23 protein-coding genes are annotated in these 19,568 nt (G+C 67.0%); 4 read left to right on the forward strand and 19 right to left on the reverse strand.

All coding sequences use genetic code 11. The annotated features are described in order from the left end of the window. Positions 1 to 332 precede the first annotated feature (332 nt). From VJ109_RS07440 to VJ109_RS07450, 3 genes are all read right to left on the reverse strand, one after another. Positions 333 to 1,610: an adenosylhomocysteinase gene (locus tag VJ109_RS07440; RefSeq protein ID WP_324760220.1), complete on the reverse strand. Its 1,278-nt coding sequence runs from the start codon at positions 1,608 to 1,610 to the stop codon at positions 333 to 335. Between the two features lie 110 nt (positions 1,611 to 1,720). Then, positions 1,721 to 3,022 carry a collagen-like domain-containing protein gene (locus VJ109_RS07445; protein ID WP_324760222.1) on the reverse strand — a complete coding sequence of 434 codons (1,302 nt, stop codon included), beginning with the start codon at positions 3,020 to 3,022 and terminating at the stop codon, positions 1,721 to 1,723. A gap of 126 nt (positions 3,023 to 3,148) precedes the next feature. Then, positions 3,149 to 4,456, reverse strand: coding sequence for an amidohydrolase (locus tag VJ109_RS07450; RefSeq protein WP_324760224.1), 1,308 nt, complete (start codon positions 4,454 to 4,456; stop codon positions 3,149 to 3,151). An 88-nt stretch (positions 4,457 to 4,544) separates the two neighbouring features. Here VJ109_RS07450 and hisG point away from each other — a divergent pair, with 88 nt between their 5' ends. Continuing rightward, the gene (gene hisG, locus VJ109_RS07455; RefSeq protein WP_324760227.1) at positions 4,545 to 5,393 is read left to right on the forward strand and encodes an ATP phosphoribosyltransferase; all 849 of its coding nucleotides are present in this window, start codon (positions 4,545 to 4,547) and stop codon (positions 5,391 to 5,393) included. A gap of 211 nt (positions 5,394 to 5,604) precedes the next feature. Here hisG and VJ109_RS07460 read toward each other — a convergent pair whose 3' ends face one another. The 5 genes from VJ109_RS07460 to VJ109_RS07480 all read right to left on the reverse strand — a co-directional run bounded on the left by VJ109_RS07460 (position 5,605) and on the right by VJ109_RS07480 (position 10,135). Then, positions 5,605 to 7,227: a gamma-glutamyltransferase family protein gene (locus tag VJ109_RS07460; protein WP_324760229.1), complete on the reverse strand. Its 1,623-nt coding sequence runs from the start codon at positions 7,225 to 7,227 to the stop codon at positions 5,605 to 5,607. A gap of 37 nt (positions 7,228 to 7,264) precedes the next feature. After that, a complete protein-coding gene (locus VJ109_RS07465) occupies positions 7,265 to 7,690 on the reverse strand; it encodes a hypothetical protein (RefSeq protein ID WP_324760231.1) in 426 nt (141 codons plus the stop codon). A 63-nt stretch (positions 7,691 to 7,753) separates the two neighbouring features. After that, complete coding sequence (locus VJ109_RS07470; RefSeq protein WP_324760233.1) at positions 7,754 to 9,028, reverse strand: MFS transporter; 1,275 nt, start codon at positions 9,026 to 9,028, stop codon at positions 7,754 to 7,756. A gap of 49 nt (positions 9,029 to 9,077) precedes the next feature. Then, entirely contained in the window at positions 9,078 to 9,470 is a 393-nt protein-coding gene (locus VJ109_RS07475; protein ID WP_324760235.1) for a DUF7473 family protein, read from the reverse strand. A gap of 101 nt (positions 9,471 to 9,571) precedes the next feature. Further along, entirely contained in the window at positions 9,572 to 10,135 is a 564-nt protein-coding gene (locus tag VJ109_RS07480; RefSeq protein ID WP_276178855.1) for a TATA-box-binding protein, read from the reverse strand. A gap of 138 nt (positions 10,136 to 10,273) precedes the next feature. Between VJ109_RS07480 and VJ109_RS07485 the strand changes: the two genes are divergently transcribed. Next, positions 10,274 to 11,335: a methyltransferase domain-containing protein gene (locus VJ109_RS07485; RefSeq protein ID WP_324760238.1), complete on the forward strand. Its 1,062-nt coding sequence runs from the start codon at positions 10,274 to 10,276 to the stop codon at positions 11,333 to 11,335. Positions 11,336 to 11,388: 53 nt separating this feature from the next. Continuing rightward, positions 11,389 to 11,544, forward strand: a complete 156-nt coding sequence (locus VJ109_RS07490) for a rubrerythrin-like domain-containing protein (RefSeq protein ID WP_324760239.1) — start codon at positions 11,389 to 11,391, stop codon at positions 11,542 to 11,544. A 1-nt stretch (position 11,545) separates the two neighbouring features. Here the strand turns inward: VJ109_RS07490 and VJ109_RS07495 are convergent, their stop codons facing one another. The 7 genes from VJ109_RS07495 to VJ109_RS07525 all read right to left on the reverse strand — a co-directional run bounded on the left by VJ109_RS07495 (position 11,546) and on the right by VJ109_RS07525 (position 15,380). Continuing rightward, positions 11,546 to 12,082, reverse strand: a complete 537-nt coding sequence (locus tag VJ109_RS07495) for a GTP-dependent dephospho-CoA kinase family protein (protein WP_324760240.1) — start codon at positions 12,080 to 12,082, stop codon at positions 11,546 to 11,548. 1 nt (position 12,083) lies between these two features. Next, positions 12,084 to 12,281 carry a transcription elongation factor subunit Spt4 gene (gene spt4 / locus VJ109_RS07500; RefSeq protein WP_324760243.1) on the reverse strand — a complete coding sequence of 66 codons (198 nt, stop codon included), beginning with the start codon at positions 12,279 to 12,281 and terminating at the stop codon, positions 12,084 to 12,086. After that, positions 12,281 to 12,859, reverse strand: coding sequence for a DNA-directed RNA polymerase (locus VJ109_RS07505; RefSeq protein ID WP_324760245.1), 579 nt, complete (start codon positions 12,857 to 12,859; stop codon positions 12,281 to 12,283). Before VJ109_RS07505 ends, spt4 begins: the two co-directional genes overlap by 1 nt. 3 nt (positions 12,860 to 12,862) lie before the next feature. Then, on the reverse strand, positions 12,863 to 13,258 hold the full coding sequence (locus VJ109_RS07510) for a PIN domain-containing protein (protein ID WP_324760247.1): 396 nt from the start codon (positions 13,256 to 13,258) through the stop codon (positions 12,863 to 12,865). Next, entirely contained in the window at positions 13,258 to 14,487 is a 1,230-nt protein-coding gene (locus VJ109_RS07515; protein WP_324760249.1) for a translation initiation factor IF-2 subunit gamma, read from the reverse strand. Before VJ109_RS07515 ends, VJ109_RS07510 begins: the two co-directional genes overlap by 1 nt. Before the next feature lie 109 nt (positions 14,488 to 14,596). Further along, a complete protein-coding gene (locus tag VJ109_RS07520) occupies positions 14,597 to 14,917 on the reverse strand; it encodes a zinc ribbon domain-containing protein (protein ID WP_324760250.1) in 321 nt (106 codons plus the stop codon). A gap of 61 nt (positions 14,918 to 14,978) precedes the next feature. Then, positions 14,979 to 15,380, reverse strand: coding sequence for a response regulator (locus VJ109_RS07525; RefSeq protein WP_324760252.1), 402 nt, complete (start codon positions 15,378 to 15,380; stop codon positions 14,979 to 14,981). Positions 15,381 to 15,583: 203 nt separating this feature from the next. Here VJ109_RS07525 and VJ109_RS07530 point away from each other — a divergent pair, with 203 nt between their 5' ends. Continuing rightward, positions 15,584 to 16,534 (forward strand): DUF5787 family protein, encoded by a 951-nt coding sequence (locus tag VJ109_RS07530; RefSeq protein WP_324760254.1) that lies wholly within the window; start codon positions 15,584 to 15,586, stop codon positions 16,532 to 16,534. 9 nt (positions 16,535 to 16,543) lie between these two features. On the opposite strand, the gene VJ109_RS07535 is transcribed toward VJ109_RS07530, so the two are convergent. From VJ109_RS07535 to VJ109_RS07550, 4 genes are all read right to left on the reverse strand, one after another. Continuing rightward, positions 16,544 to 16,849 (reverse strand): hypothetical protein, encoded by a 306-nt coding sequence (locus VJ109_RS07535; RefSeq protein ID WP_324760256.1) that lies wholly within the window; start codon positions 16,847 to 16,849, stop codon positions 16,544 to 16,546. Between the two features lie 81 nt (positions 16,850 to 16,930). Further along, positions 16,931 to 17,803 carry an MBL fold metallo-hydrolase gene (locus VJ109_RS07540; RefSeq protein ID WP_324760258.1) on the reverse strand — a complete coding sequence of 291 codons (873 nt, stop codon included), beginning with the start codon at positions 17,801 to 17,803 and terminating at the stop codon, positions 16,931 to 16,933. A gap of 89 nt (positions 17,804 to 17,892) precedes the next feature. Beyond that, positions 17,893 to 18,168, reverse strand: a complete 276-nt coding sequence (locus tag VJ109_RS07545) for a hypothetical protein (RefSeq protein ID WP_324760260.1) — start codon at positions 18,166 to 18,168, stop codon at positions 17,893 to 17,895. Positions 18,169 to 18,209: 41 nt separating this feature from the next. Further along, positions 18,210 to 19,547 (reverse strand): ATP-binding protein, encoded by a 1,338-nt coding sequence (locus tag VJ109_RS07550; protein WP_324760262.1) that lies wholly within the window; start codon positions 19,545 to 19,547, stop codon positions 18,210 to 18,212. Positions 19,548 to 19,568 lie beyond the last annotated feature (21 nt).

The following is a 19,568-nucleotide window of genomic DNA, read 5'->3' on the forward strand; positions in this document are numbered from 1 at the left end:
AATAAAATTGCCGTCACCGGCCGCGAACAGACAGCGGTGAATCATCACACCGTACGTACTTGGTCAAGATACCACCGTGAGCGACCTCGACCGTTCCGTCGGCTCTGTATATTCGTTCGAATATCGCTACGTCCTCCACGGCTCCCTGCGGTCGCCGGTCCGGTTCGAGGGCTTCGCGTTGCGCAGACCTCGCTACGTCTCACGGGTCACTGCGTTCCCCGTTCGACGATTCGGAGATCCTCACTCGCTTCGCTCGTTCCGGATCTCCCTACTGCTCGCGGTTCCCTGCGGTTACCGCTCGCTTACAGTGGTCCTCGCTCCGCTCGGACCACTCATGTCCCGTGCTGCCAGGAATCCATATACTCGGCTTGCTCGTCGCTCAACGAGTCGAAGGCGACGCCCTCGGCGTCGAGTTTGATCTCGGCGACCTCCTTGTCCAGCCGATCGGGGACGTCGTGGACGCCGGCGTCGTAGGCGTCGCCGTTCGCGACGAGTTCCCGGACGACGACCGCCTGGATGCCGAAGCTCTGGTCCATCACCTCGACCGGATGGCCCAGGGCGATGGGGGTCGCGAGGTTGACGAGTCGGCCCTCGGCCAGCACGTTCAGCCGGCGGCCGTCGGCCAGCTCGTAGGCCTGGACGCCGTCGCGGGCCTCGTAGGTGTCGACAGCAAGGTCCGAGAGGGCGTCCAGATCGATCTCCACGTCGAAGTGGCCGGCGTTAGCCAGCAGGACGCCGTCGTCCATCCGCTGGAAGTGGTCCTCGACGATGACATCACGGTTGCCCGTCGTCGTGATGAACACGTCGCCGATCGCTGCGGCCTCGGCCATCGGCAGCACGTCGTAGCCCTCCATGTGCGCTTCGAGCGCACGGCGGGGTTCGACCTCGGTGACGACCACGTCGGCGTTCTGGCCGCTGGCCTTCTTGGCGACGCCTTTGCCACAGTGGCCGTAGCCGGCGACGACGACGGTCTTGCCGGCCCACGAGAGGTTCGTCGTCATGGCGATACTCGCCAGCGAGGACTCGCCGGTCCCGTGGACGTTGTCGAACAACCGCTTCATCGGTGTGTCGTTGACCGCGAACACCGGGTAGTCGAGTTCACCGTCCTCGTCCATCGCGCGCAGTCGGTGGACGCCGGTGGTCGTCTCCTCGGCCCCGCCGACAATGGTGTCGATCAGTTCGGGGTAGTCCTCGTGGACCATCGCCACCAGATCCATCCCGTCGTCGACGGTGATCGTCGGCTCGTGGGCCAGAACCGCCTCCATCGCGCCGTAGTAGGCCTCGTCGTCGACACCGCGTTCGGCGTAGCAGGTGACGCCGTCGACGGCATCCAGCGCCGCCGAGACATCGTCGTGGGTCGAGAGCGGGTTACACCCGGTCATCGCGACCTCGGCGCCGCCGGCGGCCAGGACCTCCGCCAGGACGGCGGTCTTCGCCTCGACGTGCATCGCCATCCCGATTCGCTCGTCGGCGAAGGGCTGGTCGGTCTCGAACTGCTCGCGCAGCGCCGAGAGGATCGGCATATGCTGGGCGGCCCAGTCCATCTTCCGACGGCCGGATTCGCGGGCTGCCTCGACGTCGTCGAGGCGGGCTGAGATCGGCTCTGTCATGCTAGGTCGGTAGGCGACGGGACTCTAAACCCTACCGAACGAGTGGTGGCAGTGCCGCCCCGACCCGTCGAAGCGCGAAAGAAGGAGATCGAAAATGGTCGACCGCCGTACTACGGACCGGCGTCAGCCGGTGGACCGGCGTCTTCAGGGGGTCCGGCGTCCTCGGGCGGGCCACGCTCGTCGTCGCTGTCGGTCTCGTCGTCGGTGCTGTCTTCGGTCTCTTCCTCGTCTGCGTCGTCAGTGTCGTCGGCTTCCTCGCTGTCCTCGGACTCCTCCTGATCTGACTCGTCACTGTCCTCGGACGCTTCCTCGTCTGCATCGTCGCTCTCGTCCGAGTCGTCGGCGTCGTCAGCTTCCTCGCCGTCCTCGGATTCTTCAGTTTCTTCGCTATCCTCGGACTCTTCGGCTTCCTCACTATCTTCGGATTCCTCCTCGTCGGCATCGTCACTATCGTCCGATTCGTCTGCGAACTTGTCCTCAGGGGGTCCAGCATCCTCTGGCGGACCAGCGTCCTCAGGGGGTCCGGCGTCCTCTGGCGGACCAGCGTCCTCAGGGGGTCCGGCGTCCTCGGGCGGCCCGCGTGCGTCGTCTTCACTGTCCTCGGACGCTTCCTCGTCTGTATCGTCGCTCTCGTCCGAGTCGTCGGTGTCTTCTTCGTCAGCCTCCTCGCCGTCGTCCGAATCGTCGTCGAACTTGTCTTCAGGCGGCCCCGCGTCCTCTGGCGGACCGGCGTCTTCAGGCGGCCCCGCATCCTCTGGTGGACCGGCGTCTGCAGGCGGCCCACGTTCGCCGTCAGTCTCGTTGTCGTCAAGCTCGGTTTCGTTATCTGCAGTCTCGTTGTCGTCAAGCTCGGTTTCGTTATCCGCACTCTCGTTGTCGCTGTCGTCGATCGTACTCGGGTTGTTCGCCGTCACGAACTCGGAGACCTCATCACCGACACCAGGAGTGTCCGCGTTGGGGCCAGTGTAGTACCCGCTGGTCACGAGGTACGTGATGAACGAAGAGAACCCCTCCTGGAAGTCTTCGTTGTCCTCGACCTCGATGGCCTCGCTCAGCGTGTCCGTCGTCGTGGCCGTCCGGTTGTCAGCCGTCGCGGTCACGTCGACCGTGAGGGTCTGGTTCGGCGCCGACAGATCAACCGTCCCGTTTTCGTCAGTGGTGAAGTTCCCTTCGTCCGCGTACGTGGCGTTCTCGTCACGCACGGTGACGTTGATCGAGGCGTTCGCGACAGCGGAATCGTTCGCCGTGACAGCCACGGTCACGTTCTGGTCTCCCGCTTGCGAGACATCGACGGCGAGGGAACCGCCGCCCTCGTCGGCCGATGCAGCGCCGACACTCCCGACTGCACCCGGTCCAACTGCGAACAGGACCAGGCCCAGTGTGGCGATCAGTGCTGGTAGTTTCGCGTTCATCTCGTCTCTCAGGTAGTACTGAATCCAGTGTAAACCCCCCAAGCCGTTCAGTTCGTTCACCGTCGTTCGGCCGATAGGGAAACCTCCTGAAAACCGTTCAAAGCGTTTAAAAACGAATATCGTCGTTTATTCGCCGTCTCCGGTCACACGTTCGACGAGGTCACGGGCGTGTTCGCTGGCCCGCTCGCGGACCGCCGTCTCGTCGAAGACCGTGACCTCGCGGTCCCGCATGAGAACCTGGCCATCACAGACCGTGTGGCGGACGTCGCTCCCGCTGGCGGCGTAGGCCAGATGCGAGACGAGATCGTGGGCCGGGGTCAAGTGGGGACTCTCCAAGTCCAGTACCGCCAGGTCGGCGTTGGCGCCGGCTTCGATGCGACCGCTGTCGAACCCCAGCAGGTCGGCACCGTTGTGTGTCGCCATCTCGACGACGGTTCCGGCGTCGACCGCGCTGGCGTCGTCGGCCGCCAGTTTGCCCAGCATGGCCGCGTCGCGCATCTCGTCGAACATGTCCAGGTCGTTGTTCGAAGCGGCGCCGTCGGTCCCCAGGCCGACGGTGACCCCGGCGTCGAGCAACCGCTGGACCGGTGCCATCCCGCTCGCGAGTTTCATGTTCGAAGCCGGGCAGTGGACGACGCCGGTATCGCGCTCGGCCAGCAGGTCGATCTCGGTGTCGTCGACGTGGACACAGTGAGCCAGGAAGGTGTCCGGCCCGAGCAGCCCGATGTCGTCGGCGTAGGAGAGCGGCCGGACGCCGTGTTCGTCGACGATGGGCTCGACCTCGTCGGTCGTCTCGTTGGCGTGGAGATGGACGGCCATGCCGGCCTCGACGGCCCGTGGGACGTACTCCCGGAGGTAGGACTCGCCGACGGTCGTCAACGAGTGGGGCTGGAAGGTCGTCCTGATACGGCCGTCGGCGGCGCCGTCTAGCTCCCGAGCCACGTCGAGACTCTCCTGGAGGTCGGCGTGGGCACCCTCGTCGTCTTTGCCGACGGTCACCGCGGTGTAGCCAAGCACCGCCCGTAGCCCAGCCTGTTCGACGGCGTCGGCGATCTCCTCGACGTGGAAGTACATGTCCGAGAGAAGGGTCGTTCCGGATTTGAGCATCTCGACCAGGCCGAGTTCGGCGCCGACACGGATGTCTTCGGCGGTGAGTTCGGCCTCGACGGGCCAGATGTCCTCCTGGAGCCACCGGTCGAGGGGCTTGTCGTCGGCGTACCCCCGCAACAGCGTCATCGAGACGTGCGTGTGGGCGTTGACGAGCCCCGGGATCACGAGTCCGCCGTCGGCGTCGAGATCGTCGTCGCCGCCCAGTTCACCAGGGTCGTCGACCGCCAGGATCTCGCCGCTGTCTCGGTCGACCAGAACGTCAGCGCGCTCGACTGTCCGGTCCGGTCGGAGAACCTGTCCACCGCTGACGAGGAGGTCACTCATGGTACCGGATTCGAGTGGACCGTCCTTAGTTCGGCCGGGTCCGTCCGAGAGGGGAAAGACAGTTGCCCGCCCCCCTCCCAGGGCGAATATGCGCATCGCCGTCCCTAACAAGGGCCGCTTGCACGACCCCGCAGAGGACCTGCTGGAACGGGCCGGACTCCACATCGTCGACGGCGCCGACCGTCAACTGTACGCCGACACGGTCGATCCCGACGTGACCGTCCTCTACGCCCGGGCCGCCGACATCCCCGAGTACGTCGCCGACGGCGCCGCCGACGTGGGTATCACTGGCCTCGATCAGGTCCGCGAGGCCGACCCGGATAACCTCGAAGAGCTACTGGACCTGGAGTTCGGGAGTTGTCGGCTCGTCCTCGCGGCACCGGAAGACAGCGAGATCCAGACCGTCTACGACCTCGACGGCGGCCGGATCGCGACCGAGTTCCCCAACGTCACGCGGCACTACTTCGCCGAGTTGGACGTCGAGGTCGACATCACCGAGGTCTCGGGCGCGACGGAACTGACCCCGCACGTCGACATCGCCGACGGCATCGTCGACATCACCTCGACGGGGACGACACTGCGGATGAACCGCCTGGAGATCGTCGACGAGGTGTTACAGTCGTCGGTGCGGCTGTTCGCCCGCGCGGACGTCGCCGACGACGAGAAGGTCCAGCAGGTTCGGACCGCGCTCCAGTCGGTCCTCTCGGCGGAGGGCAAACGCTACCTGATGATGAACGTCCCCCAGGACGCCCTCGACGAGGTGAAGGCGGTCCTGCCGGGCATGGGCGGCCCGACGGTGATGGACATCGCCGGCCGCGAGGACGTGGCCGTCCACGCCGTCGTCGACGACAGCGATGTCTTCGAGACGATCAACGACCTCAAGCAGGTCGGTGCCAGCGACGTGCTGGTGACCGAGATCGAGCGGCTCGTGGAATAGTACCGTTTGACTGCAGGGGGTGTCCTCGCTCGCTTCGCGCCCCTGCGGGTACCCGGTTCGCAAAAATCTACGCGAAAAACGCCCGTCACGCTCCCTCGCTGCGCTCGGTCGCGTGACGTGAAACTGCGCCTCGCGTCGCTCGGCGCAGTATGCTCCCCGCAACTGTGACCACTATCACGACAGCGGCCGCTACCGCGACGACGCCGGCCGCTCAATACACGTCGACAGTCCCGTCTTTCCGCGGTTCGGTCGCTCCCGAAAGCGTTCCGTCGTTCCAGCGGGCGATCTGTGCGCCGCCAAAGCGCAGCGGGACATCGACGGCCACGTCGTGGCCCCGGCGGGCGAGTTTCGACGCCACGTCGGCGTCGAAGCGGGCCTCGGTCGCCAGGGTCCCGTCCTCGCGGTAGCGCCAGCGTGGCTCGTCCAGCGCCGCCTGCAGTGGCATGTCACGGTCCAGCAGGTTCGAGAGCACCTGGACGTGGCCCTGGGGCTGCATGTACCCGCCCATGACGCCGAAGGCTGCCCAGTCGCGGTCGCCGAACCGCGCGAGACCCGGGATGAGCGTGTGGAAGGGTCGTTTTCCCGGCTCGACACGGTTGGGGTGGTCCGGGTCGAGTTCGAACGACGCCCCGCGGTTCTGGAGCGTGAGTCCGGTGTCGCCGGCGACGAGACCGCTCCCGAAGCCCATGAACAGCGAGTTGATAAAGGAGACCACGTTCCCCTCGCCGTCGGCGACGGTCAGCAAGACGGTGTCGGCGTCCTCGGCGGGCGAGTCGAGCATCCCGACTTCCGGGGAGTCGATCGCCGTCTCGCCGATCTCGGCGGCCCGCTCGCGTGCCCACTCCCCCGAGTTCAGCGGCGGGATCGGCTCGGACGCCGGGTCGGTGATGTAGCGGTGCCCGTCGGTGAACGCCAGTTTCGTCGACTCCGCGAGCAGGTGGGTCCGTTCGACGGGGTCCTCGGTATCGGGGACACCGACTTCCCGGGCGATGTTCAGCGCCTCCAGGGCGATGAGCCCCTGGTTGTTCGGCGGGAGTTCGAACACCTCGGTCCCGTCGTAGGTCGTCGAGACGGGGTCGGGGTACTCGACCTCGAACCCCGCGAGGTCGTCATGTTCGAGGAGGCCGCCGGCGTCTTGGACCGTCTCGACGATGCTGTCGGCGATCGCACCCTCGTAGAACGGGTCGGCACCCTCGGCGGCGAGTGTCTCCAGGGTCGTCCCCAGTTCGGGCAGCGCCATCCGTTCGCCGACCGCCGGGGCCTCGCCGTCGAGGAGGTACTGCTCGCGGGCGGCGTCGTTTCGGAGCGCAGGCTCACAGAGCCCCCAGGCCGAGGCGATGACCTCGCTGACCGGGAACCCCTCGGTCGCGTAGTGGACGGCGTCGTCCAACACGGCCGCCAGGTCCAGCCGGCCGAACCGCTCGACCGTCGCTTCCCAGCCGCGGGGCGCGCCGGGGACGGTCACCGCGAGCGGGCCGCGTTCGGGCATCTCGGCGTCGCTGGGGTCGCTCCCTTGTGACTCGGCGGCAGCCGCGCGGACCCGCTCCAGCGTCGCTGTCTCGGGTGCGCCGCCACAGGCCCGCATCGCGCCGACCCCGCCGTCGGTAGTCCGGTACAGCGCGAAGGCGTCACCGCCCAGGCCGGTGCTCATCGGTTCGACGACGTTGAGCGTCGCCGCCGTCGCGACGGCAGCGTCGAAGGCGTTGCCCCCCGCTCTGAGCACGTCGACGCCAGCCTGTGCGGCGAGTGGCTGGCTCGTCGCGACGACACCGCGGGTCCCGTAGGCCGTCGAGCGGCGTGACTCGAACCGGTCGAGGTTCGGTTCGTGATCCATGGCGGAAATGGCGGGAGCGGGCCGGAAAACGGTTTGGTCAACAACAGGGAGAGGCGTCACCCGCCGGTGAATCGCCGGTCGCCGCGAACACCTGGTCGGTGATGCGGACCCAGAGCGCGTAGCGGTCCGGGCCGGCCGCGAGATACGTCTCCTGGTCGACGCGATCGGCGAACGCCGAGAACGCACCGGTCCGATCGGTCTCGTCCCGCATGCAGGCCCTGACGACACCGTCGTCGATGGCGGTCCGAAGCAGGTCCCGCTCGCGGTCGGGGAGATCCGCGGCGTCGAGGAGGGGAGCGCCGTACGGCACCGAGCCGACCGACGTGACGGCGATCGCCGCGTCGTGGGGCATCCCGCTGTCGGCGAACGGCAGACATCGTGTGAGACGGCCCGTACAGCCGGCGGTCAGGGCGGACGCCGCTCCGGCACCGGCTGCGAGGAACCGTCGGCGATCGAGTGACATACCAGCCTGTTCCGACGGTCCCGGTAAATGTCTCGTGGACGGTCAAACCGGAGCTGAGTGGCCTCAAGCGGCCGTGGCGTCCGTCCGGAGTCGGCGAGCCAGCCCCACGGCCAGCGCCACGCCGACGAGCGGGAACAGTGCGAGCCCGAGAAACGTCCCGCTCTCGCCGACGGCCGACAGCAGGAAGCCCGACACCGCCGCGCCCGCCGCACCGACGCCGAAGTTCGCCAGGTAGGTGTAGCCGTACGAGAGCCCCCGGTCGCCGGGCGGGCTGACCTCCGCGATAGTCGCCTGATACAGCGGCTGGATGGCAAACAGGAGAAAGCCAAGCACCGCGCTGATCGCCAACAGCGGCCCGACGCCGGCCTCGGCTGCCGGGACGAACAGGACACTGACGACGGCGAGGCCGGCGAAGACGCCGGCGAGGCCGGTCGTTACCGGGACCCTGTCGGTGAGCTTCCCCCCGGCGAACTGGCCCCCGATGCCGACCACCAACAGCCCCGTGTAGACGTAAGACGCCAGATCGAACTCCTGGGCCATCGCGCTACCGGGCTCGAACAGGCGCACGTACTCGGTGACGCTGGGGAGATACCCCGAGAGGACGTCCGGCAGAAAGGTGAGCGTGCCCCGGTAGAACAGGCCGTTCATCGCGACGACAGCCAGCGCCAGCGTGAAGCCGGCGGTGAACAGCGCTCGGGAATCCGTGAGAAACGCCGAGATGGACGTCGGCGCACCGTCGGTCTCGGTTCCGTCGTTGCCCGCACCGCCGTCGGTACTGACCGCCGCCGTCGCGTCGAACTCCGCAGTGAACGCGACCGCGACCGCGAGGACGGCCGGGATCGCCAGCAGGCCGGCGACCAGCCGCCAGTCGAAGGCCAGCAACAACAGCGCGGTGAGCAGCGGCCCCAGCGCGATGCCGGCGTTACCGGCCATCCCGTGGTAGGCGAAACCGGTCCCGCGGTCGTGGACGCCCGTCGAGATGAGCGACAGCCCCGCCGGATGATAGACGCTCGCAGCCAGTCCCCACACGGCCAGTGCCAGCGCGATCGTCGGGACGTTCGGTGCGAGGCTCAACAGCAGGAACGACCCCCCCATCCCCAGGAGACAGCCGACGACGAGCCATTTGGGACCGTAGCGATCGGCCAGGACCCCGCCGGGGAGCGCGCCCGCCCCGAACAGGCCGTAGCCGACGGCGACGACCGGACCAAGTATCGCCGTCGTCACGGGAAACTCGGTGAGCCAGACCAACACCAGTATCGGGATCGACAGTTCGTAGGTGTGAACGACGGCGTGTGATAGCCCGGTAAACGCGACGATCGCCCGGTCGTTCTCGCGCATTGGGTACGAGGAGGAAACGGGCGGGCGCGGTTAACGGTTTCCAGACGGGTCAGACGAACCCGAAGATGTTGTTCAGCGCGAACCCGAGCACGGCGGCGAAAGCCAGGTGTAACACGACGAGCGGCGCGGTCGACCGCCCCGAAAGCCGGTAGACGGCACTGATCGCGATGCCGTCCGCGATGAGCGTGATCACGAGGACGACCAGCACACCCAGACTCGGGGAGACGATCCCGCTCTCGACGCCGTAGCGCTGGAGCAACAACGAGACGACGGAGGGGACGATCGCTGCCTTCGCGGCGAGCTGGCTGGGGACCTCACCGATGAAGAACGTCGCCGCCAGGTGGAGCGTGACGGCGTAGAACACCCACGTGACACAGAGCGTGACGACCACCGCCAGCAGTCCACCGCCGAGCAGTCCCGCCGGGCCGGCCTGGAGAACCATGCCGGATGGTGGGGCCGCACGGCGCTTGTGCGTTGTGTTTCAGTGGGGTCATGGGGAACTGTCCCGGGACGCCTGCGGTGCGATCCGGACGGGCGCCCCTCTCAGTCGGTCAGCAGTCCGAGGTCGTCGAGTCGGGAGACGATCTGATCGACCGCCTTCTCGGCGTCTTCGGGTTCCTTCCCGCCTGTGATGACGAGCTTCCCAGATCCGAACAGCAGCGCGACGACATCGGGCTCGTCGAGTCGATAGACCAGCCCGGGGAACTGCTCGGGTTCGTACTCGATGTTCTCCAGTCCCAACCCGACCGCGATGGCGTTGAGGTTGAGGTTCTCGCCCAGATCGGCGCTGGTGACGATGTTCTGGACGACGATCTCGGGTTCCTCGTCGACCTGGATGTTCAGCTCGCGCAGCTTGTCGAAGACGATACGTAGACTCTGGTGGACGTCCTCGGTGGATTTCGCGCCGGTGCAGACGATCTTGCCCGAACGGAAGATCAGCGCCGCGGACTTGGGATCTTGGGTGCGGTAGACCAGGCCAGGGAACTGCTCGGGGTCGTAATCCGCCCCTTCGAGGTCCATCGCCACACTCTGGAGGTCGAGCTCCTGACCGATTCCAGTCGAGGCGACGACGTTTTCGATGTTGATGGTCTCCTTGGGGTCAGCCATATCTCGACTTAAACCTCGTATTTAAGGCTTATAAAGGTTCATGCCATCGATGACAGGTCGGCCAGTGGAAACGTCACCCAGTTGACTCCTGAGCCGGCGATCGGCACGCTCATACGCGCCGGGAGACAGCACACGGGCGTGTACCTCCTCGAACTCGGCGGCCAGGACGACGCCTTCGCGGCCCGGGAAGCGGCGAGTGCCGCGAGCGGCGTCGAACGGCTGGGTCCCGGCCTGGTCACTGCACGGGGGATCACCGACCGCGTCCACCACCTCGCGTTGACCCATCGCGCCAGCGAACTGCTCGGGACCAGTGACCCCGACATCGCCGGCGCGCGGGCGATGCTGGAAGCGGCGACGCTGGAACGGACGGGAACCGTCGCGGTGCGTGCGGTCGACGTTCGCGGCAGCGCCGGCGTCGACACCCAACGCGCCGAGCGGGAACTGGGCGGCGTGCTCACCGACCGTGGCTTCGCCGTCGACCTGGACGACCCCGACAACGTCCTGTACGTCTACTTCACCGACCCCGCCGGCGATGAGGAGTCAGCCGACGGAGAGAGCGATGGCGAGGCCTGCTCGGCCGTCGGATGGCTGGCCGTCGAGAGCCACCGGGATTTCGGCGACCGGCAGCCCACCGACAGACCGTTCTTCCAGCCCGGTAGCATGGCACCGCTGGAGGCCCGTGCGCTCGTCAACATCGCCGGTGCCCGACCGGGTGCGACGGTACTGGACCCAATGTGTGGCACCGGCGGCCTCCTGCTGGAGGCCGGACTCGTCGGCGCTCGTGTCCTCGGTGGGGACGCACAGGCGAAGATGATCACTGGGAGCCGCCGGAACCTCCGGCACGTCCTCGACGGGGACGGCCATCCGGGTCGCGATAGCTACCCCACCTCGGGCCGCTGGGACCTCGTCCGGTCGGACGCGGCCTCGCTCCCGCTGCCGGACGGCACCGCCGACGCCGTCGTCTTCGACGCGCCGTACGGCCGACAGTCCCGGATCGAGGGGGAGTTGGCCCCGCTCGTCTCGGGGGCGCTGACGGAAGCCCACCGGATCGCACCGCGGTGCGTGTTGGTCGCCGACCGCGACTGGTCCGACGCGGCGACGAGCGCCGGCTGGACCGTCACCGACCGCTTCGAACGGCGCGTCCACCGGTCGCTGGTCCGGCACGTCCACGTGCTCTCGCGGTCCACGAACGTCCAGTAATTGTCACACGGTACCAAGGGTTAAGCGTCCGGCCCGTGCACCTACACGCGAAGATGCCACTCTGGTCAGACCCAGCCCCGTGTGACGACGACGAACAACGCTACGAGTGCACGGAGTGTGGGACCCGTATCTGTAGCGAGACGACGCCGACGACCTGCGAGAAGTGTGGTGCCGAGATGCGCAACATCAGCGTTCCACGCCCCGAGTGACCTACACGTTGTCGAGAACGGCAAGCGCCCGGTCGCTGTCGCCGTCCATCCGTTCGAGCAGCGACCGCGCCCGGTCGCGTGCCTCGCCGTCGGGCGTGACCAACACCATCCCTTCCTCCGGTTGGCCGTAGACGACGCTACCGGTTGCTGGTATCGCGAGTACCGCCGGCAGCGCCGCCAGGTCTTCCTCGCCGTCGACGACGATCAGTGTCGTCCCGCCGTCGTCGAGTCCGTCGCGAACCGCGGCGAGCAACGCGTCGGTCAGCGTCGCAGGCGGGTTCTCGACGGTCACCCGGCGGTCGAACCCGCCGACCGCGGCCTCGATCTCCTCGTCGACCGTGCTCCGGTGGGTCCGTCCGTCGACCAGCGCCAGTTCCGGCGTCCGACCGGCTTCGAGCAAGTGGTAGGTGACGATGTCGCCGACGGCGACGATCGGATCGCCGGCGTCGGCAAGCAGCGCCGCTGTGTCGGTGTATATCGGACCCAGGGGCTCTTTGAACGCCGCTCGGAGCGTCTCCGGGAGTTCGAGGGTCGCCACGTTAGCGGACCTTCAGCGCGTACTGGCCCGGCTTGCTCACTTCCATCTCCTTGGCGATGTCGGACTCCTCGGGGTGGGCGATGACCACGTAGCCCGCCCAGTCCTCGGTCAGCGAGGTGCCGCCACAGGCCTCGCACTGGCTCTCGATATCGGCGCCCTGGACGCGGTGACAGTCCCGGCAGACGAGTCGGTCCGCCATCAGCTCTCACCGGCTTCCGCCGTCGCTTCGCGTTGTTCTCGCTCTTCCTGGAGCCAGCCGTGTTTGCCCAGACCGACCTGCTTCGCCGTCAGCCCGATCTTGGAGTCCCGTGGGTTGCGCTCGTCGATGCTCTTTGTGACGATGCGGGCCCGGACGGCGTCGCCCTCGGCCAGGATTCGGTTGGACTCGCGCGAGGCGAGTTGGTTGTTCTCCCCGTCGTAGGCGAGATACTCGTCGGAGATCTGTGAGACGTGCAGCAGGCCGTCGACTGGCCCGATGCCGACGAAGGCACCGAAGTTGACGACTTCGACGACCTCGCCGTCGACGACTTCCTGCATCTGTGGATCGAACGTCAGCGCGTCGAACTCGGCCGTGTAATAGACGCCGGGTTTGTTCGGCAACACCGCACCGTCGCCGATGTCGTGGACGGTGATGACCGAGACGACGCTGCCGACGTCTTCGTCCATCCGTCCTTCGAGTTTGTCCTGCAGGAGTTTCTTGACGAGATCCGGACTAACGTCTGCCAGATGCCGTGGCGGAACTTCGACCGTATCGCGGAGGCGTACCCGTTTGTACATGTGTTATGGTTGAGTGATACCCAGTTTGTTCTTGCCCCGTAAACTAATTACCGGAACGCCCGCGTCGAGCAGGCGGCGTTTCAGGGGGTTGTCGTTCGTGACTGCGTGTGTCGCGTCGTCGCTGCGTGCCAGTTCCAACACCGCGTCGTCCGCGTAGTTGGCGTCGGTCTGGCGGATCGAACACCGGTCGAGCAGGTCCTGTCCGACCGCCGCTGCGGTCGCCTCGGTGCCGGCACCGTCTGCGAGTTTGTCGAGTTCGGCCCGGACGGCCTCGGGGACGGCGTAGGTGACCGTTCCGGCGTCGCCACCGGTCCCTCGTGCGACCCGGTCCAGTTCTTCGAACAGACGGACCTCACACTCGACCGGCATCATGAGCGCATTGGTGTCCAGCACGATCATCAACGAAGCGTCCCGACACCGATGAGCCGCCAGCGCGCGCCGACACGGCGGTTGATGGCGATCTTCGAACCGGATTCGGCACAGACCGGGCGTTTGAGTGCGACCTCACACTCGCCGTCCCGAGCGCTGGTGACCGAGCCGACGGTCGTCGCAGTGCCGATAGTCAGCATGAGCGGTTCCCCGGTCGAAATCTCTTCGACCTCGCCGCCCTCGTCGCCGACGATGCGTTCGAGCAGATCCACGTCCATCGTGAACTGCTCGTGGGTCGGCGGGAGCGTTCCCTCCGGACCGGCGATCTGGCCGGCCAGCGCGTCGCCTTTGGTGATCGCGGGATCGAGTCCGGTCCCGACGCCGAGCAGGCCGCCCGGAGTCACCGTGTCGACGAAGTCGCCGCCCGATTGCAGCGACCGAACGTCGGTAGTCACCGGCCGCCACTCGGTCTTGCCGCCCTCTTCGACCTCTCGGCCGGGCCGGAGTTCGATCTCGTCGTCGACTTCGAGTTCCCCCTGGACGAGCGAGCCGCCAAGCACGCCGCCCATCAGGTCTTCCCAGGTGGTGCCCGGGCGGTTGATGTCGAACGAGCGTGCGACCATCATCCGCGGGTCGGCGTCGGGGTCCCGGTCGGGCGTGGGGATCTCCTCCTCGATAGCGTCGATGAGGAGGTCGATGTTGGCCTCCTGCTGGGCGCTGATCGGGACGATCGGGGCGTCCTCGGCGACGGTTCCCTCGACGAACTCCTGGATCTGTTCGTAGTTGCGCATCGCCTGTTCCTGGTCGACGAGGTCGACCTTGTTCTGGGCGATGACGATGTTGTCGATACCGATGATGTCCAGGGCCATCAGATGTTCTTCGGTCTGTGCCTGCGGGACGGGTTCGGTCGCGGAGACGACCAGTACCGCACCGTCCATGATCGCCGCGCCCGACAGCATCGTGGCCATCAGCGTCTCGTGGCCCGGGGCGTCGACGAACGACACCGTTCGGAGGTAGTCGGTGTCGACGTCGTGGTCCTCGCAGTGTTCCTCGACGGTGAACGCCTCGGGCTCCTCGGCCTCGGGACAGCGACGGAACGTCGCGTCCGCGTAGCCGAGCCGGATGGAGATACCGCGTTTCATCTCCTCGGAGTGTTGGTCGGTCCACTCACCTGACAGGGCCTGTACGAGCGTGGTCTTGCCGTGGTCGACGTGGCCGACGAGTCCGATGTTCACCTCCGGTTGTTTGTTCGATGTCATGTCGGGAGTAATCGTGGTGGGAAGTTCGCCGCCTGCGGGTGATAAACCTACTGTTCTGCGCGCGTGAGGGCTCCGCCCGGCACACGCGGTGACAGCCCACAGTGCGCCATCAGGACGCCAGTGTGTACGCGTCAACAGCAGCGGCGACCGGGACGAGGAAGCTGAGCGGACTGAGTTCGGGGATCGTCAGCCCCAGGATCACGGCGAGACCGATCCCGCCGACGAACCATCCTGCACCGCGGGCGACTGCACCGAGGTAGAGGTGACCGACACCCGTGATCAACAGCGAAAGGAGCGCCGCCAGTCCAGCGCTCTTGGAACTGTCGCCGTCTGTGCGCCGGCCCAGATCGGTTCGGCAGTTCGGACAGCGCACCACCACGCTGTCGAGTTCCTCACCGCAGTGGGGGCAGAAATCGGGGGACCGGCTCATCGTCTGTTGGCGTCGGAATCCGGAGAGAAGTGTTTTCTGCCCGACGAGTGTGCCGGCCCCGTCAGGTCACCTGCTCGCAGACGAGTGTCGCGAGTTCGTCGTACTGGTCAGTCCCAGCCCCCTTCGAGACGAAGATCGCCCCGCGGTCGCGAGCCTGCTGGGCCACGGACTTGTCGTCGACGCCCGAGAAGACGACGAACGCGGCGTCGGTCTCGGCTCGATCGATGAGCGTCAATCCGTCGAGTTGTGGCATCTCGTAGTCAGTCACGACGCAGTCGAACGACCCGTCGAGCCGTTCGAGCGCCGTCGTCGGTGCCGTCGTGTGGACCACCTCCAGTGCGTCGGCGACTGCTTCGAGGTACTCGGCGACAGCGGTCGCTACCATCGGCTCGTCGTCGACGACGAGGACGCGGCGCGTGCGTTCCCCGGCGCCGTTGTCGGCGTCGCAGGTAACCATCCCCATGTGCTCCTCACTTCGGTCCCCCGTGTAATAAACTTCCAACAGCGGCTTCACGGGCTGAAAAAACCGCGAGAGAGGGGGAAACTATCTAGAGAGCCCCGTTCTGTACGGGCTTTCTGGCGGCGGCTGAGATGGCTCTCTCGGCGAGCGACGCGACTGCAGGGACAGGCGGGCTGCTTTTGCCGGCGGCGCCCCTTCCTGTGGCTGTGCGGGAGTTCGACTTCGAACTGGCGCTGTGTGCCCACCTCGAACGCGAGGGACGCCTCGTCAGCCGACAACTGGGTGGCCACGTCCACGGTCGTCGAGTACTCGATACGGTCGTGATCGATCCCGGCCCGGAGTTCCCAGAGCGGGCCGCGATCACGGCCGAGCGGCTCCCGGCAGCCGCCGTCGAGTCCGACGTGGGGCCGGGTGAGGCCCGCTACTGGAAATCGGCCTTCGACTGCCACCCAGATCGTGCCGAGCGAGCCGTCGAGCTGGCCGTCGAGCGGGGCTTCTTCGAGCGGGAGCGCCGCGGCGGCCGGACCTACGTCCGGCAGACGACCCGGTATCCCGACTGGATCGGCGGGATCACCGCGATCGAGAACAAACCCGACCTCGACCGGCCCGGCGATCTACAGCGACAGCTCCGGACCGACGTGTCGCTCGCGCTGGCCGACGAGGTGGTGCTGGCGACGGCCTCCTACGTCACCAGGGCGCACCTCAATCGCATCCCGGACGCGGTCGGCGTCTGGCGGTTCGACCCCGAGACCGGCGACCGGGAGGTGGTTCGGGAGCCGACCACGCTCCGGCCCGACGAGCCCGGCGTCGAACCGCTCGACTCGCACGCCGGCCGGACGGACATCCGGATCGTCGACGCGGGGGCGAAAGCCAGGGCGCGTCGCCGGATCGCCGAACGGGCCTACGCGAAAGGGTGGCGCAGCTTCGACTATCCGGGCTGTACGCAGTGTACCCCCGACGCCGACGGTCGGCCCTACTGTGCCTGGCTGGACCGAGCGGTCCGGGCGAGCGACGACTGTGGAGCCAGTTGCGGGGGGTACGAACCCGCGGACCCGCCCGCCGTCGACGGTGACACGCTGCGCGCCGAGCGAACACCGTGGGACCCGACCCCCGCAGGCCGTGCCCGCCGCCAGTCCGGGCTGGACCGTTTCGGGTGAGCGGCGGGTTCAGTCGTCCCTGTCCGTGGCGCTCCCGTCGGCCGCCCTTTCGAGTGGCTCGCCGTCGTCACCCGCTCTGTCCGGCGCGTGTGCCTCGACTGCCTCCGCGGTCACGTCGGGCGCCTCGCTGGCGACCTGTTCGGCGTGGCCGGTCCGACCACGGTAGTTCGCTGCGGCGGCCAGACTCACGCTCGCGACGAGGCCGATCACGAGCACCCAGTTGATCTCCCCGGCGAACAGTCGGAGTCCCGCGACCGCGATCCCACCGCTGACCAGTGCCGCACCGACGACTTCGGCGATCCCGCGCCTGTCCATGCGTGTCGTTGTGTCCCCATCGCACAAAGGGGTACGGTCCGTGTAGCGGTGTCGTCTCTCGCGAATCGGTCGGACGCTCGTCTACAGCGAGAACCGCTCGCCGTCGAGCGCGATGTCGTCGGCGAACGCCCGGTCGGCCGGAACGTAGTGGGCAGTGTGGACGATGCGGTACTCCCGGGCGCCGATGTCAGCGGCGAACTGTCGGGCACCGGGCAGTGTCATATGTTTGGTTCCGAACGTCCGTGGCACGCCCTCGTCGTCGAAATCCGCCCCGCCTTTCGGGTGGAACTCGCAGGCTTCGGGGTGGACGATCCCCTCGACCAGCGCCAGATCCGCCCCCGAGAGCAGTTCTCGGGACCGTTCGGGGACATCGTAACACGTGTCCCCAGAGATCGAGAGGACGGCTCCGGTCGCCGGCTCCTCGATACGCAGACCGTAACAGACGAGCGGCGGGTGTTCGACAGGGACGAGGGTCACCTCCAGCCCGGCCACCGAGAACGGCTCGTAGGGCGTCTGCGGGTGGACGGAGACGGTATCCAGGTAGTCGTAGCGGCTCCGGACTCCCTCGGCGACACTCTCGCCGGTGACGGGATCGGTCTCGTCGGCGGCGTACACCGGCAGGTCGTCGAACAGACGATACGCGTTGCCCAGCCCGTCGAGGTGATCGAAGTGGATATGCGTGACGAGGGCGGCGTCGGGCAGGCCCACGTCCGCGTCGAGGAACTGCTGGCGGAAGTCGGGACTACAGTCGATCAGCAGCGACTCCCCCGACTCGCTCCGGACGAACACCGAGAACCGGGAGCGCTCGACGCCGTCAGTGGGATCGATGCCGCGCTCGCGGACACGCTCGCGGAGTTCCGCGTCGGGCGCACGCGCTCGCTCACAGGTGTCACAGTCGCAATCGACGGTCGGCGTCCCGGTCGTGTCGCCGGTCCCCAGCAGTGTGACCTCCATCACCTCCCCCTGTGTGAGCGACGGCCCTAAGCCCCCCGCTTCGGATCGGGACGGCGGCGCGGCTGTCGCTCTCTCGAAGTCGGAGCCGGCTACTCCGTCCGGTCGGCGATATCCGCGGGGTCGAGATCCAGTCTATCGACGGTCCGGGCGAGAACTGTCGCGGCCCGTTCCGCAGCAACATCCGCAAGGAGGCACTCGATGAACCCCGACAACAGCGCGGGATCGATCCGCAGGTCCACGTACTCAACCCGGCCGCCAGCGACCACCGCGTCGATGTCCCACTCGCCCTGTTCGGGGTCGGTCATCCGCACGTCGGCCCAGTCCTCGACCGTCTCGCCGGTCTCTGTGAACACGTCGTCTGCCATAGCTGTTGGACGCGGGGCACGTAGATACGTGTTACTGCCGGTCAGTGGTCGTGATCGTGGCCGCCGTCCGCCTCGGAGAAGTCCCCACCGGCAACCAGCGTGTCGTGATCGCCCTCGATCATGTCCATGTTCTTGAGGTTGTCACGCTCCTCGAAGTCGGTGACGGCGTCTTCGAGGTCCTGCTGGGTCAGCGTCGTCCGTTCCTCGGTCAGCGCCTCCAAGACGGCCTCCCGGAGGACGAGCCGGAGATCGCTGCCGGTCAGTCCCTCCGTGAGGTCCGCCAGTGTCGACGGGTCGAAATCCAGGATGTCCATCTCGCGGGTGATGATCCGCAGGATGTCGGCCCGCATGTCGTGGTCGGGTTTGGGGAAGTTGACGATCTCGTCGAACCGCCGCCAGGCGGCGGCGTCGAGTTGGTCGGGATGGTTGGTCGCGCCGATGAGCAACACCTCGTCCTGGATGAGCGAGATCTCGTCGATGCTCTTGAGCAGCGTGTTGACCGCCCGCTTGATCGCGGCGTGTTCGTCCGACGAGCGGGTCTTCGCGACGAAGTCGAACTCGTCCATGAAGAGGATACACGGCGAGAGCCGTTTCGCCACCTCGAAGACCTTCTCGACGTTCTTGGCGGTCTCGCCGAGATACTGCGAGGTGATCATCGATAGCTTCACCTCGACGAATGGGAGGTCCAGGTCGTGGGCCAACGCGCGGGCGACACTGGTCTTGCCGGTTCCGGGCGGGCCGACAAAGAGGAGTTTCCCGATCTCACGCAGCCCGATCTGTGCGAGGTAGTCACGGTGTTCGATTGCCTTGACGATCTTCTGGATCTCGCCCTCCTGATCGGGAGTGAGGACGAGGTCGTTCATCGTCATCTCGACTTCCTCGGGCGCGCGGACATCGACGAGATCCAGCATCTCCTCGTCGTCCTCGTCCTCGGTGTCGAACGCCTCCTCCAGCATGGCGTCGATGAACGCCCGATCAGCCCGTGCCGGACGGTTGTGCTCACGCGCCCGCTCGTAGTCGAGATCGTCGACCTCGTGGTCGAACTCGGCCGCGAGCACAGGGTTCTTCGAGAGGTGGGCAGCGTCGACGCGGTCGAGGAACCACTCTTCGGCCATCTCGCGGTTCGTAAACGACATCGTCCCCGAGAAATCGTCCCGGTCGGTGAACATCAGTCCCGAGACGGCGTTCCAGGGCTGGTCGACACCGGTCGCCTCGCTGGCCGTCGATTCCGTCGCAGACAGCGGTCGTTCGATCGTCCCGTCGCTCCAGAACACCGTCCGGTAGGCCGCCGGGAGGTCGTCCGGTTCGAGGTCCCGTCGGTCGGTGTAGACGGCCGTCGTCAGCAGGAACTCGACGACGTCCAGTTCCGGGTTGCTCATTCCCACTGGTGTTGTGCCGCG

The sequence above is a fragment of the Haloarcula montana genome (assembly GCF_035666295.1).
GTDB classification, from domain to species: domain Archaea; phylum Halobacteriota; class Halobacteria; order Halobacteriales; family Haloarculaceae; genus Haloarcula; species Haloarcula montana.

Excerpts from the sequence above, each read along its gene's own strand:
- VJ109_RS07440 (WP_324760220.1), bottom strand. The coding sequence starts at position 1,610 with ATGACAGAGCCGATCTCAGCCCGCCTCGACGACGTCGAGGCAGCCCGC.
- VJ109_RS07445 (WP_324760222.1), bottom strand. The coding sequence starts at position 3,022 with ATGAACGCGAAACTACCAGCACTGATCGCCACACTGGGCCTGGTCCTG.
- VJ109_RS07450 (WP_324760224.1), bottom strand. The coding sequence starts at position 4,456 with ATGAGTGACCTCCTCGTCAGCGGTGGACAGGTTCTCCGACCGGACCGG.
- hisG (WP_324760227.1), top strand. The coding sequence starts at position 4,545 with ATGCGCATCGCCGTCCCTAACAAGGGCCGCTTGCACGACCCCGCAGAG.
- VJ109_RS07460 (WP_324760229.1), bottom strand. The coding sequence starts at position 7,227 with ATGGATCACGAACCGAACCTCGACCGGTTCGAGTCACGCCGCTCGACG.
- VJ109_RS07465 (WP_324760231.1), bottom strand. The coding sequence starts at position 7,690 with ATGTCACTCGATCGCCGACGGTTCCTCGCAGCCGGTGCCGGAGCGGCG.
- VJ109_RS07470 (WP_324760233.1), bottom strand. The coding sequence starts at position 9,028 with ATGCGCGAGAACGACCGGGCGATCGTCGCGTTTACCGGGCTATCACAC.
- VJ109_RS07475 (WP_324760235.1), bottom strand. The coding sequence starts at position 9,470 with ATGGTTCTCCAGGCCGGCCCGGCGGGACTGCTCGGCGGTGGACTGCTG.
- VJ109_RS07480 (WP_276178855.1), bottom strand. The coding sequence starts at position 10,135 with ATGGCTGACCCCAAGGAGACCATCAACATCGAAAACGTCGTCGCCTCG.
- VJ109_RS07490 (WP_324760239.1), top strand. The coding sequence starts at position 11,389 with ATGCCACTCTGGTCAGACCCAGCCCCGTGTGACGACGACGAACAACGC.
- spt4 (WP_324760243.1), bottom strand. The coding sequence starts at position 12,281 with ATGGCGGACCGACTCGTCTGCCGGGACTGTCACCGCGTCCAGGGCGCC.
- VJ109_RS07505 (WP_324760245.1), bottom strand. The coding sequence starts at position 12,859 with ATGTACAAACGGGTACGCCTCCGCGATACGGTCGAAGTTCCGCCACGG.
- VJ109_RS07510 (WP_324760247.1), bottom strand. The coding sequence starts at position 13,258 with ATGATCGTGCTGGACACCAATGCGCTCATGATGCCGGTCGAGTGTGAG.
- VJ109_RS07515 (WP_324760249.1), bottom strand. The coding sequence starts at position 14,487 with ATGACATCGAACAAACAACCGGAGGTGAACATCGGACTCGTCGGCCAC.
- VJ109_RS07520 (WP_324760250.1), bottom strand. The coding sequence starts at position 14,917 with ATGAGCCGGTCCCCCGATTTCTGCCCCCACTGCGGTGAGGAACTCGAC.
- VJ109_RS07525 (WP_324760252.1), bottom strand. The coding sequence starts at position 15,380 with ATGGGGATGGTTACCTGCGACGCCGACAACGGCGCCGGGGAACGCACG.
- VJ109_RS07535 (WP_324760256.1), bottom strand. The coding sequence starts at position 16,849 with ATGGACAGGCGCGGGATCGCCGAAGTCGTCGGTGCGGCACTGGTCAGC.
- VJ109_RS07540 (WP_324760258.1), bottom strand. The coding sequence starts at position 17,803 with ATGGAGGTCACACTGCTGGGGACCGGCGACACGACCGGGACGCCGACC.
- VJ109_RS07545 (WP_324760260.1), bottom strand. The coding sequence starts at position 18,168 with ATGGCAGACGACGTGTTCACAGAGACCGGCGAGACGGTCGAGGACTGG.
- VJ109_RS07550 (WP_324760262.1), bottom strand. The coding sequence starts at position 19,547 with ATGAGCAACCCGGAACTGGACGTCGTCGAGTTCCTGCTGACGACGGCC.